Below are 12,470 nucleotides of genomic sequence, written 5' to 3'. Positions count from 1 at the left end.
CCGCTCGCGCGATCTGGACCAACTGCCGTCGATCCAATTGTGCACAATTTTCTGATTTATTGTTTATCAGCCTGTCTACAGGTTGCTATAGTCCAGGCGTCCTGACCGATCGAACAGCTTTCGACGGACAGCGATAGAGGTGCCGTGAAGCCTCGCAAGCCCATGACCGTAAAACAACAAATGGCAGGCTTAACAATGACCGCAACCGAAAACAGGAGCGGCACCGCTCCGCAAGCGAATCAGGACCTCATCTATCAGCTCGATGATCGCCCCGGCCCGCTACCCGCGACCTTCGCCGCCTTGCAGCACGTGCTGGCCAGCTTCGTCGGTATCATCACCCCCACCCTGATCGTCGGCAGCGCGCTTGGCCTCGATCAATACGTTCCCTACCTCGTCAGCATGGCGCTGTTCGTCTCCGGTCTCGGTACCTTCGTCCAGGCCCGGCGCTTCGGCCCCATCGGCTCCGGACTGCTATGCCTGCAGGGCACCAGCTTCGGCTTTCTCAGCGCCATCCTCAGCGCCGGCTTCATCGTCAAGGCGCGTGGCGGCACGCCGGAGGAGATCCTCGCGACGCTGTTCGGCGTGAGTTTCTGCGCCGCGTTCGTCGAGATCGCCTTCAGCCAGTGCATCAACAAGCTGCGCCGGGTGATTACGCCGGTGGTCACCGGCACCATCATCTGCCTGATGGGCCTTTCGCTGATCAAGGTGGCGATGACCGATATCGCCGGCGGCTACGGCGCCGATGACCTCGGCGCCCTGCCCAACCTGGCGCTGGCCGGCCTGGTGATCGGCATCATCGTGGTGCTCAACCGCTTTCCCTGGGCGATCCTGCGGCTGTCGGCGGTGATCATCGCGCTGACCGCGGGCTATCTGGTGGCCTGGTCCATGGGCAAGGTGGACTTCGCCGAGCTGGGCGAACTGCCGCTGCTCAGCGTGCCGCAACCGTTCCGCTTCGGTTTCGCATTCGACTGGATGGCCTTCATCCCGATCGCGGTGATCTTCCTCATCACACCGCTGGAAACCGCCGGCGACCTCACCGCCAACTCGATGATCTCGCGTCAGCCGGTGCGCGGGCCGGTGTATCTGCGGCGGATCAAGTCGGGAATCCTCGCCGATGGCTGCAGCTCGGCGGTCGCCGCGGTGTTCAACAGCCTGCCGATGACCACCTTCAGCCAGAACAACGGCGTCATCCAGCTCACCGGCGTCGCCAGCCGCTACGTCGGCTACTACATCGCCGCGGTCCTCGTACTGCTGGGTCTGTTCCCCTTCGTCGGCGGTGTGCTGCAGCTGATGCCCAAGCCGGTGCTCGGCGGCGCCACGCTGATCATGTTCGGCACGGTGGCCATCGCCGGTATCAAGATCCTCGCCGAAGCCGGCCTGCATCGCCGCAACATGCTCATCGTGTCGATTTCCCTGGGTCTTGGCCTAGGTGTCGCCGGCGTGCCGGAAGTGCTGAGCGCGATGCCCGAGGTGTTGAAGAACATCTTCGGCTCGCCGATCACCATCGGCGCCTTCAGCGCCATCCTGCTCAACCTGTTCCTGCCGCGCGAACCGAGCGAAGTCGATGTATTCGACCCCGAGGAACTGGTCGAGGATGCCGTCGGCACCAATACGCTGTCGGTGAATATTCCTGACTATTCGGCGCGCAGGGATAACGCCACGACTCCCTGTGCGGGGCGATCCGTCTGATGGTCAGAATCACGCCATCGTGCGCTTCTCGCCACGCCAGTCTTGAAAGACAATGGCGCCCAAAAAAAGCCGTCACCCACTTCAAGGAAATCCACATGCAACTGAAGACCGCTCCCCTCGCCGTCGCGCTCGCCGGCAGCCTGCTGACCGCCCCGGCGATGGCCGAAGGCCTGCTCCACTGGCACAGCAACAGCCTGACCTACCTGTACGGCAAGGATTACAAGATCGATGCGCCGATCCAGCAGACTGTCACCTTCGAGCACGTCAACGGCTGGAAGTATGGCGACACGTTCCTGTTTCTCGACTCGATCCACTTCAACGGCAAGGGTAACGACAACGGCAACGACGACAGCACCTTCTACGGCGAATTCTCACCGCGCCTGTCGTTCGGCAAGATCTTCCAGCGCGACCTGAGCTTCGGCCCGATCAAGGATGTGCTGGTCGCAATGACCTACGAGTTCGGCGAAGGCGATGTGGAAACCTACATGATCGGCCCGGGCTTCGATCTGGACGTGCCCGGCTTCGACTATGTCTCGGTGAACGTCTACCACCGCGACACTGACGGTGACCGCGTAGGCGACGGCACCTGGCAGGTCACCCCGGTGTGGGGCTACACCCTGCCGGTGGGCAACTCCGACATCCTCATCGACGGCTTCATCGACTGGGTGGTCGACAACGACAGCAACTCCCGCGGTGAGGAATATCACGCCAACCTGCACATCAACCCGCAGATCAAGTACGACCTAGGCAAGGCGATGAACTGGGGCGAGAAGCAGCTCTACGTCGGTATCGAGTACGACTACTGGTCGGACAAGTACGGCATCGAGAATGGCGGCTTCGTCAGCGAAAACTTCGTTGGCAAAACCGACCAGAACACCTTCAGCGCTATCGTCAAAGCGCACTTCTGAGTGCTGTCGCGAAGGGGCTCCGGGCCCCTTCGCCTCTCCTCCGGCGCTTCGGTTGAGGGGCTCGCGGACAGGGTGCTAGCATGCGGGCGCTTGTTCGTATCGCCGGCAGCCAGCGAAAGGCCCCCATGTCCAGTATCCGTGAGCGCAACAAAGAGCTGATCCTCAACGCCGCCAGCGAAGAATTCGCCGAAAAGGGCTTCGCCGCGACCAAGACCAGTGACATCGCCGCCCGCGCCGGGCTGCCCAAGCCCAACGTCTACTACTACTTCAAGTCCAAGGAAAACCTCTACCGCGAGGTGCTGGAGAGCATCGTCGAACCCTTGCTCGAAGCCTCGGCACCGTTCAACCAGCCAGGCCACCCGGCCGAGGTCCTGCGCGCCTATATCCGCACCAAGATCAGGATTTCCCGCGACCACGCCTGCGCCTCGAAGGTGTTCGCCAACGAGATCATGCACGGCGCTCCGCACCTGTCACCGGAACGCACTGCACAACTCAACGCCCAGGCGGCACACAACATCGCCTGCATCCAGCGCTGGATCGACGACGGCCTGATGGCGAAGGTCGATGCCAATCACCTGCTGTTCAGCATCTGGGCGGCGACCCAGACCTACGCCGATTTCGACTGGCAGATCAGCACCGTCACCGGCAAGAACCGCCTAGACGACGCCGACTACGATGCGGCGGCCGACACCATCATTCGCCTGGTACTCAAGGGTTGCGAAATCGCCGAGCCGGCTCAGGTTGACTGACCGGCGGAAACGAAAAACGCCAGCATGCGCTGGCGTTCTTCAAACCCTGACCGGCTCGCGAAGCATCAGCTCCGGGCGCGAGCCGCGTCGCGTAAAGCCTTCACCTGATCATGGTTGCGTTGTACGCCCTGGTACTGACGTTCGACCACGATCCGCACTTCGGCTGGCAGGTCTTTTTCCAGCGCCTTGCGGTAGCTCTTAACCGCGACATCCTCACCACGCTCACACTCGTTGAGAATGGCCTCGTCGTCCTTGCCGGTGATCATCGACTTGAGGTCGACCCAGCGACGGTGCATGTCGGCAGCCACACTGGTGCTGGTCTCCGGATCGCCGCCCATGGAGCGCACCAGTTGCTGCAGCTCGGCGGCGGCAGTAGCGCAGTCGCGCGAACGCTGATTCATGGTGCTCTTGAGCTGCGGATCGCGCAGGTCTTCGGCGCATTCGAGGAAGCCCTTTTCGCCATCCTTGCTGGTTTCAATCAGGTCGTTGAGCACTGAAATCGTGTCTTTCGTATCCATCTTGTACCTCCTGACAAGTCGACTCGGAAAGGGCCACATCGCTGCCGCCCGCGTTATAAAGTCGACTGCCCACGCACCACAAAGGTTCATCGAAACCGCCCGAAGGCACCCTCCTGGCTCATCCCCCGGCAACGCCGGCTATGCCTGTCGGCTCATGGCGAGCCCGTGATGCAATGGCATCGGGCGACCGATCAGGTAGCCCTGCGCCTTGTTCACTTCAAGCCGCCGCAACATGGCCAGTTCCTCCTGGGTCTCAACCCCTTCGGCGACGACCTTGCAGCCGGTTTCCTCGGCGAAGCGGATCAACGCGGCGGCCAGCGCGCGGCAGCCGGTGTCGCTGTCGACATTGCGGATCAGGCTGCTGTCGAGCTTGATCACATCCGGCTTGAGTTTGAGGATATGGCGGAAACTCGCGTAACCGGCGCCGGCATCGTCAACCGCCAGCCGTAGCCCCTTGCTGCGCAGTGGTTCGAGTGCCTCGGCCAGCTGCGAGTAGTCCTGTACCGATGCGTGTTCGGTCACCTCGAGCATCAGCCGCGCCAGCGGTTGATCGGCGAGCACCGTGTCAAGCGCGCCGACGAGGATGGTTTCCGGCGAAACATTGAGCGACAGGTAGCTGTCTGCCGGCAGCTGATCGAAGTCGTGCAGGGCCGCCTCGATCAGGGCGACCTCCAGCTCCTGCTGCAAGCCGACCAGCCCGGCCTCGGCGAACCACTTGTCCGGGGTTCGCTGCGGCTGCGCGCTGAATCGAGCCAGCGCCTCGTGGCCAACGATGCGGTTTTCCACCAGATGCACAATGGGTTGGTACACCACCGAATACGCGCGTTGCTCGAGCACCGAGCGAATGCGCGTGAGCGTCTCGGCATAGCGGATCTCATTGAGCGCATGGCGTTCCAGCAATCTGCCGGCGAAGTCGGCGAACAGCCGCAGCGTATTCAGATCTCGCTCGTTGAGGCTGTTGTCCGGCGTGGTGCTGAAGCAACAAAAGGTGCCGTAGAGCCGGCCATCGCTGAAGCGCAGCGGAACGCTGAGGTGCGCGCCGACCGGCAAGGCTTTGGTCACCGGCATGGCCAACGCCTCCGGTAGAGTCGCCGCGTCCTGAATCAGCTCGGGCAAGCGCCCGTCGAGCACGCGTTGACAGTAACTGTCGTCCAGAGGATCGCACGCCCCGACCTCGAGCTGCAGGGGTACGAAATTTCCGTCCAGGTAGCGAAAAATCCGGCTGCCGCCGCGAAACTCGCTGATAAACGCGACATCCATCCCCAGATGCGTGCGCACGGCATGCAGGGTTTCGACGAGCATCTCGCTCAATGAAAGGTTGGCGCTCTCCAGGCGACGCAGAATGGAGAGCGGATCATCGGCCATCCCGAATTGATCGACCTGATCCTGCTGTATGTCATCAGACATGGAGTCCCTCCCCGTTTGCTGGCTGCCATTGCTGCCGTATGAATACCGTCGACAGCGAGCCTCTGGAGCCCGCGATGTCGTTTGCCGACCAGTTGCCCGGATACTAGTCGCGCCCGTCGATCTGCCGATGCCTCAGCGACGATTGGCACAAGGCCTTGTAGAACCGGCCGCGTCGCACGTTGCCGCATCGTTCGAACCCCGCCTCTCACCGCCTGCCTCTAGCTGCTCGCCCCCGTCTTGCCACGCTTGCTCGACTTCGCCGGCTCGGCCGCCGCGCTCGCGTCACCTTTCAGGGTTATCCAGGTAGGCGCATGGTCACTGGCATGTTGCTGGTCGCGTACCCAGCGATCGACGCCGGCATCCTGCAGCCGCGGCGCAAGGTCCGGGCTAAGCAGCAGATGGTCGATGCGCAGCCCGGAGTTCTTCTGCCAGTGCTGGCGAAAGTAGTCCCAGAAGGTGTAGATGCGCTCGTCGGGGTACCTGGCGCGCAACGCGTCGGTCCAGCCCTGCGCCAGCAGGCGCTCGAAACATTCACGGCTTTCCGGCTGCAGCAGCGCGTCCTTCTTCCAGGAGCGCGGGTTGTAGATATCTTCGTCGGTGGGCACCACGTTGTAGTCGCCGGCCAGCACCACCGGATGGCCGCTGGCGAGCAGACCGGCGGCATGCTCGATGAAGCGCTCGAACCAGCTCAGCTTGTAATCGAACTTCGGCCCCGGCTGCGGGTTGCCGTTGGGCAGGTAGAGGCAGGCGACGATCACACCCTGCACCGCCGCTTCCAGATAGCGGCTGTTGCTGTCACCCGGATCGCCCGGCAGCCCGCGGCGGATCTCCAGCGGCTCGCAATCGCGGGCCAGAATCGCCACCCCGTTCCAGGACTTCTGCCCGTGCCAGATCGCGCCGTAGCCGGCCGCACGGATGTCGTCGATGGGGAAATCGGCATCCTGCGCCTTGAGTTCCTGCAGGCAGACCACGTCAGGCTGCTCGCGCGTCAGCCATTCGAGCAGATTGGCCCGACGTGCACGGATGCCATTGATGTTGTAGGTAGCGATTTTCAGACTATCCACAAGCGCGTCTCTCACAGGCGGTTATATCCACCTTAGCTGTGACAGCGCAGTGAGGCTTCCCGATCCGGTGCCAACGATCGGAATCAGGCCGGCGTTTCGGCAAAACGCAGGGTGAATTCGGTCACCCCGGCGTCGCTGCGAACACTCACCTCGCCGCCATGCAGCTGCATGATCGAGCGCACGATGGCCAACCCCAGGCCGCCGGTATCGCCCGGCTCGGCGCGCGATGGGTCGCAGCGGTAGAAGCGATCGAACAGCCGCGGCAGATGCTCGGGCGGGATCGGAGGTCCCAGATTGATCACGCTGACCGACCGCCAACCTACTCCTGAGCCACCACTGACGATACGCACCGGGCTGTCACTGGCGCCGTAGCGCAGCGCATTGGCCAGCAGGTTCGCCAGCGCCCGGCGGATCATCTCAGGGTCACCGAAAAGCTCACCCTCGGTTTCATCGAGCAGCTGAATGCCGCGCTCTTCGGCGACGCCTTCGAAGTAGTCGCACAGCTGCTCGACCAGTGCCGGCAATGCAAAGCGCTGCCGCTCGATGGCCGCAGCCGGCTGCTCGGCACGGGCGAGAAACAACATGCTGTCGATCATCCGCGCCAGGCGTTCATACTCCTCCTGATTGGACACCAGCAGCGCGTGATAGGCCTCGGCATCGCGATCCTTGTGCAACAGCTGCTGGGTCTGGCCCATGAGATTGCCGAGCGGCGTGCGCATTTCGTGGGCCAGGTCCTCGCTGAAGCGCGACAGCCGCGCGAAACCCTGTTCCAACCGGTTGAGCATCTGGTTCAGCGCGGCACGCAGCGGTTCCAGTTCGCTCGGCATCGCCGATTCGTCCAGGCGCAAGTGCAGATGCTGCACATCGATCGCCAGCGCCTGGCGCGTGAGATGCCGTACGGGACGTAGCGCGCGCCGGCTGATCAGCCAACCGAGCACTGACGCCAGCAGCGCACCGAGGCTCAGCGCCCACCACAGCTTCACACGGTAGGCGGCGAGCATCTGTTCGCGCTCGACGAGCATGCGCCCGGCCACCAGGGTCAGGCCCGCCTCGCCCGGCAGGCGCCGCCAGGCCAGACGCGCTCCGTCAGTATCGGTCAGCTCCGCAGCATCGCCGGCCGGCAGTGGTGGTATCGCCAGCCGCGCCGGGTTGATCTCGATCAGCGCGCGTCCCTGAGCGTCGAGCAACCAGAGCAGGCTGTCGCGATTACCCAGCATGTTTTCGTAAAGCTGCGGACGTTGCCGAAGCGCCTCAACGCTGGTGCTGTCCTCGAGCAAGGCCTGCATGCGCTCCAGCCGGCCGAGCAGCGCCTGATCGTCACGCCAACTGATTTCCCGGTCCAGCGAGCGGTACAGATAGAGGCCGATGGCACCGAGCAGCACCACCGCCACCAGGGCGAAAGCGATGGCCAGGCGCAGGCTGAGCGAGCGCGGCAACAGCCTCACGATGCTGTCTCCAGCACGTAACCCATACCGCGCACGGTGTGGATGAGCTTGAGCGGATAGGGATCGTCGACCTTTGCGCGCAGGCGGCGGATCGCGACGTCGACCACGTTGGTGTCGCTGTCGAAATTCATCTGCCAGACCTGCGAGGCGATCTGCGCGCGGGACAGCACCTCGCCCTGGCGACTGAGCAACAGGTGTAGCAAGGCGAACTCCTTGTTGGTCAGGTTGATGCGCTCGCCCTGGCGGGTGACGCGGCGGCGCAGCAGGTCCAGCTCCAGATCGGCGACGTGGAAACGTTCGACCTCACGCGGCGGGCCGCGGCGCAGCAGGGTGCGTACCCGCGCCAGCAGCTCCGCGTAGGAGAACGGCTTGACCAGATAGTCGTCAGCGCCCAGCTCCAGCCCGCGCACACGGTCCTCCACCGCATCGCGCGCCGTCAGGAACAGCACCGGCGTATGCGCAGAGCGTTTGCGCACCACCTGCACCAGCTGCCAGCCATCGAGCCCCGGCAGCATGACGTCGAGGATCACCAGGTCGAAGGTCTCCTCCTCGATCAGGTATTTGCCGTCGACGCCATTGCGCGCGACCTCGACGCGGTAGCCGGACTCCTCCAACCCACGCTTGAGGTAGTCGGCCGTCTTGGCCTCGTCCTCCACCACCAGAATTCGCATCGGATCACCTCGCTGATGGCGCATAGGTTATGGGAGTCGCCGCACTGCGAGCCATTACAAAAGCGTAATGCGCAGGCAACGGTTCTGACGGGCAGGCATCGGCACCATGCGCCCCGAAGCTCAGCCACCCAAGGAAACCGATATGCGTATCGCAGCCACACTGTCATTGCTGACGCTGGCATTACTTACCCCGGCCCTAAGCGCCAACGCCGCCACGCCAGCACCGATCACCCAGCAGAACGTCTCGCTGGCCCTGGCCGACGGCCTGATCCAGGCCACGCTGGATCAGTGCCACGCGGAAAACCGCACGGCGGTGGTCGCGGTGGTGGATCGCGGCGGCAACCTCGTGGCTCTGCGCCGCGACGACAACGTCGGCCCGCACAACACTCTCGCCGCCCAGCGCAAGGCCTACACCGCGCTGTCGAGCAGGACCCCGACCCGTCTGTTCGCCGAGCGCGCCGCCGCTACGCCGGACGCCGCCAACCTCAACACGCTGGATGAGCTGTTGCTGCTCGGCGGTGGCGTGCCGCTGAAGGTCGGCGACGAGGTGATTGGTGCCATCGGCGTGGCCGGTGCCGGCGGTGCCAAGAACGACGAGGCCTGCGCCATGGCCGCCATCGAAAAACTGCTGCCCTCTTCCCACTGAAGAAAAGGAAAACCCCATGAAAGCACTACGTTCAATCGCCGCCGGCTTGATGCTCAGCGGCCTGTCCGGTCTCACCCTGGCCGCCGGCAACCCGCTCAGCGTGCATGTGCTGAATCTGGAGAACGGCCTGCCGTCACCGGACGTGCGCGTCACCCTCGAACAACGTCAGGGTGATGCCTGGAAATCACTCAACAGCGGCGAGACCAATGCCCAAGGCCGCATCACCGCGCTGTATCCCGAAGGCAAGGCGCTGGAAAAAGGCACCTACCGCGTCACCTTCAAGACCGGCGACTGGTTCGCCGCGCAGAAGGCCAGCACCTTTTTCCCCGAAGTTCCAGTGATCTTCGAAGCCGATGGCAGCGTCGAGCACTACCACATCCCGCTGCTGCTGAGCCCCTACGGCTTCTCCACCTACCGCGGCAACTGAGCCGCTCAGCGCACTTCCCAATAGCCCGGTGCGTTGTAGATGTCCTTCAGGTAGTCGATGAAGAAACGCACCTTGGCCGGCAGGTAGCGCTGCTGCGGGTACACCGCCTGGATGTCGTAGGCCGGCAGCGCGTACTCGTCGAGTACCGTGACCAGCTCGCCGCGCTTGAGCTCGGCCTGGATCTCCCAGGTCGAGCGCCAGCCGATGCCCAGCCCCTGCTTGACCCAGTCGAACAGCAGCTCACCGTCATTGCAGTCCAGATTGCCAGCCACGCGGATCGCCACCTGTCTGCCGTCACGCAGGAAGGTCCAGCCCCGCTGCTGCCCGCCCTGCAGGTTGAAGGCCAGGCAGTTGTGTTGCGTCAGCTCTTCCAATGCCGTCGGCGTGCCATGGCGGGCGAAATACTCTGGCGAGCCGCATACCACCCGCCTGTTCGGAAACAGCCGCACCGCCACATAGTTGGGGTCGGTCACCTCGCCGATGCGAATGCCCATGTCGTAACCGTGGCGCACCAGGTCGACCACGCTGTCGGTGAAGTTGAACGACAGCTGCAGGTCCGGATAGCGCGCCTGGAACGCCGGTGCGTGCGGGCCGATATGTCGCCGGCCGAATGCCGCCGGCGCCGACACCACCAGATGGCCACGCACCGAAGTGCGGTCATGGCTGATGCTGGCGTCCACCTCGTCGAAATCCTTCAGCAGCCCACGGGCGCGCTCCAGATACTGCTCGCCCAGATCGGTCAATGACAGCCCGCGCGTCGAGCGGTGCATCAGCTTCACACCCAGATGCCGCTCCAGCGCATCCAGCCGCCGGCCCATCACCACCGGGGTGACGTTCTCCTTGTGCGCAGCCGCGGCGAAGCTGCCGCAGTCGGCCACCAGCACGAAGCTGCGCAGGGTCGTATAGCGATCCATTCGATACTCCTGATATCGACAGAACTGAAGTCTCGACCAATTCCGCCAGCGAATCCAGGGCGGCATGCTTGAGCCACGTAGAAAAACTATCGAATAAGAGGTGTGATCCATGGCCCGCATGAGAGCAATCGACGCCGCCGTCGCGGTATTGCGCAAGGAAGGCATCGACACCGCCTTCGGCATCCCCGGTGCCGCGATCAACCCGCTGTATTCCGCCCTGCGGGCCGACGGCAGCATTCGTCACATCCTCGCCCGCCACGTCGAGGGTGCCTCGCACATGGCCGAGGGCTATACCCGTGCCAAGCCGGGCAACATCGGCATGTGCATCGGCACCTCTGGCCCGGCCGGCACCGACATGATCACCGGCCTGTATTCCGCCTCGGCCGACTCGATCCCGATCCTGTGCATCACCGGTCAGGCGCCGCGTGCCAAGCTGCACAAGGAGGACTTTCAGGCCGTCGACATCGAATCCATTGCCAAGCCGGTGACCAAATGGGCGGTTACCGTTCGCGAACCGGCGTTGGTGCCGCGGGTGTTCCAGCAGGCCTTCCATGTGATGCGCTCGGGTCGCCCCGGCCCGGTGCTGATCGACCTGCCGTTCGATGTGCAGATGGGCGAGATCGAATTCGACATCGACACCTACGAGCCGCTCGCCGTGTACAAGCCGGCGGCGACCCGCAAGCAGATCGACAAAGCCATCGACATGCTCTGCGCCGCCGAGCGCCCGCTGATCGTCGCCGGTGGAGGCATCTACAACGCCGCGGCCGAGGCCTTGCTGGTGGAATTCGCCGAGACCGTGGGCGTGCCGGTGATCCCGACCCTGATGGGCTGGGGTTCGATCCCCGACGACCATCCGCTGATGGCCGGCATGTGCGGACTGCAGACCAGCCACCGCTACGGCAACGCGACCATGCTGGAATCCGACCTCGTGCTCGGCATCGGCAACCGCTGGGCCAACCGCCACACCGGCTCGGTGGAGACCTATACCAAGGGCCGCAAATTCGTTCACGTCGACATCGAGCCGACGCAGATCGGCCGGGTGTTCGCGCCGGACTACGGCATCGTCTCCGACGCCCGCGCCGCGCTCGAGCTGTTTGTCGAGGTAGCCAAGGAGCGCAAGGCCGCAGGTCGTCTGCCGGATCGTCGCGCCTGGGCCGCCGACTGCCTGGAGCGCAAGCGCACCATGCTGCGCAAGACCAACTTCGACAGCGTGCCGATGAAGCCGCAGCGTGTGTACCAGTGCATGAACAACGCCTTCGGCAAGGACACCTGCTACGTCAGCACCATCGGCCTGTCGCAGATCGCCGCCGCGCAGTTTCTGCACGTCTACCAGCCGCGCCACTGGATTAACTGCGGCCAGGCCGGCCCGCTTGGCTGGACCATTCCGGCAGCGCTCGGCGTGGTTGCCGCGGACCCGGCGCGCAAGGTGGTGGCGCTTTCGGGCGACTATGACTTCCAGTTCATGATCGAGGAGCTGGCGGTGGGGGCACAGTTCAAGCTGCCCTACATCCACATCCTGGTGAACAACGCCTACCTCGGGCTGATCCGCCAGTCGCAGCGCGGTTTCGAGATGGATTACTGCGTGCAGCTCGGCTTCGAGAACATCAATGCCGACCAGAGCGGCATGGAAGGCTACGGCGTCGATCACGTCGCGGTGGTCGAGGGGCTGGGCTGCAAAGCACTGCGCGTGTTCAGGCAGGAAGACCTGCGCCCGGCCATCGAACAGGCGCAGGCCTGGATGGCCGAGCATCAGGTGCCGGTGGTGATCGAGGTGATCCTCGAACGGGTGACCAACATCGCCATGGGCACCGAGATCGACGCCATCAACGAGTTCGAGGCGCTGGCCGCAGGCCGGGAAGATGCCCCGACCGCGGTTGGATTGCTGGATTAGGCATCACTCGTACGCGTGGAAAACGCTTCGCGGTTTTCCACCCTACGCCACGCCAGCGCAGTGCAACCATAGGGTGGATATCGCGAAGCATATCCACCGCAACGCAACACCCAGGGTGGTCACCACACCGCCGCAATGCAG

Annotated in this window: 12 protein-coding genes; 6 read left to right on the top strand and 6 right to left on the bottom strand. The window is 63.9% G+C overall.

The window, feature by feature from the left end; all coding sequences use genetic code 11:
* Positions 1 to 195 precede the first annotated feature (195 nt).
* The 3 genes from LW136_RS05705 to LW136_RS05695 all read left to right on the top strand — a co-directional run bounded on the left by LW136_RS05705 (position 196) and on the right by LW136_RS05695 (position 3,346).
* Positions 196 to 1,689 (top strand): uracil-xanthine permease family protein, encoded by a 1,494-nt coding sequence (locus LW136_RS05705; RefSeq protein ID WP_041013152.1) that lies wholly within the window; start codon positions 196 to 198, stop codon positions 1,687 to 1,689.
* A 95-nt stretch (positions 1,690 to 1,784) separates the two neighbouring features.
* Positions 1,785 to 2,597: an outer membrane protein OmpK gene (locus LW136_RS05700; RefSeq protein ID WP_041013151.1), complete on the top strand. Its 813-nt coding sequence runs from the start codon at positions 1,785 to 1,787 to the stop codon at positions 2,595 to 2,597.
* Between the two features lie 125 nt (positions 2,598 to 2,722).
* Positions 2,723 to 3,346 (top strand): TetR/AcrR family transcriptional regulator, encoded by a 624-nt coding sequence (locus LW136_RS05695; protein WP_041013150.1) that lies wholly within the window; start codon positions 2,723 to 2,725, stop codon positions 3,344 to 3,346.
* 65 nt (positions 3,347 to 3,411) lie between these two features.
* Here the strand turns inward: LW136_RS05695 and LW136_RS05690 are convergent, their stop codons facing one another.
* From LW136_RS05690 to LW136_RS05670, 5 genes are all read right to left on the bottom strand, one after another.
* Positions 3,412 to 3,864, bottom strand: a complete 453-nt coding sequence (locus tag LW136_RS05690; RefSeq protein ID WP_014819409.1) for a PA2169 family four-helix-bundle protein — start codon at positions 3,862 to 3,864, stop codon at positions 3,412 to 3,414.
* A 138-nt stretch (positions 3,865 to 4,002) separates the two neighbouring features.
* On the bottom strand, positions 4,003 to 5,271 hold the full coding sequence (locus tag LW136_RS05685) for a sensor domain-containing phosphodiesterase (RefSeq protein ID WP_052462814.1): 1,269 nt from the start codon (positions 5,269 to 5,271) through the stop codon (positions 4,003 to 4,005).
* Positions 5,272 to 5,489: 218 nt separating this feature from the next.
* A complete protein-coding gene (gene xth / locus LW136_RS05680) occupies positions 5,490 to 6,335 on the bottom strand; it encodes an exodeoxyribonuclease III (RefSeq protein ID WP_041013149.1) in 846 nt (281 codons plus the stop codon).
* 83 nt (positions 6,336 to 6,418) lie between these two features.
* Positions 6,419 to 7,780 (bottom strand): heavy metal sensor histidine kinase, encoded by a 1,362-nt coding sequence (locus tag LW136_RS05675; RefSeq protein WP_041013148.1) that lies wholly within the window; start codon positions 7,778 to 7,780, stop codon positions 6,419 to 6,421.
* Complete coding sequence (locus LW136_RS05670) at positions 7,777 to 8,451, bottom strand: heavy metal response regulator transcription factor (protein WP_041013147.1); 675 nt, start codon at positions 8,449 to 8,451, stop codon at positions 7,777 to 7,779. Before LW136_RS05670 ends, LW136_RS05675 begins: the two co-directional genes overlap by 4 nt.
* 142 nt (positions 8,452 to 8,593) lie before the next feature.
* Between LW136_RS05670 and LW136_RS05665 the strand changes: the two genes are divergently transcribed.
* The gene (locus tag LW136_RS05665) at positions 8,594 to 9,097 is read left to right on the top strand and encodes a GlcG/HbpS family heme-binding protein (RefSeq protein WP_041013146.1); all 504 of its coding nucleotides are present in this window, start codon (positions 8,594 to 8,596) and stop codon (positions 9,095 to 9,097) included.
* Between the two features lie 16 nt (positions 9,098 to 9,113).
* A complete protein-coding gene (uraH, locus tag LW136_RS05660) occupies positions 9,114 to 9,524 on the top strand; it encodes a hydroxyisourate hydrolase (RefSeq protein ID WP_041013145.1) in 411 nt (136 codons plus the stop codon).
* Between the two features lie 5 nt (positions 9,525 to 9,529).
* On the opposite strand, the gene LW136_RS05655 is transcribed toward uraH, so the two are convergent.
* Positions 9,530 to 10,438, bottom strand: a complete 909-nt coding sequence (locus LW136_RS05655) for a LysR family transcriptional regulator (RefSeq protein WP_014819402.1) — start codon at positions 10,436 to 10,438, stop codon at positions 9,530 to 9,532.
* Positions 10,439 to 10,547: 109 nt separating this feature from the next.
* Here LW136_RS05655 and gcl point away from each other — a divergent pair, with 109 nt between their 5' ends.
* Positions 10,548 to 12,329: a glyoxylate carboligase gene (gene gcl / locus LW136_RS05650; RefSeq protein ID WP_044314023.1), complete on the top strand. Its 1,782-nt coding sequence runs from the start codon at positions 10,548 to 10,550 to the stop codon at positions 12,327 to 12,329.
* Positions 12,330 to 12,470 lie beyond the last annotated feature (141 nt).

The sequence above is a fragment of the Stutzerimonas kunmingensis genome, from assembly GCF_021432085.1.
Classification (GTDB): domain Bacteria; phylum Pseudomonadota; class Gammaproteobacteria; order Pseudomonadales; family Pseudomonadaceae; genus Stutzerimonas.
Note: the sequence above shows the minus strand (reverse complement) of the source record. Positions and strands in the feature narration are given on the sequence as shown.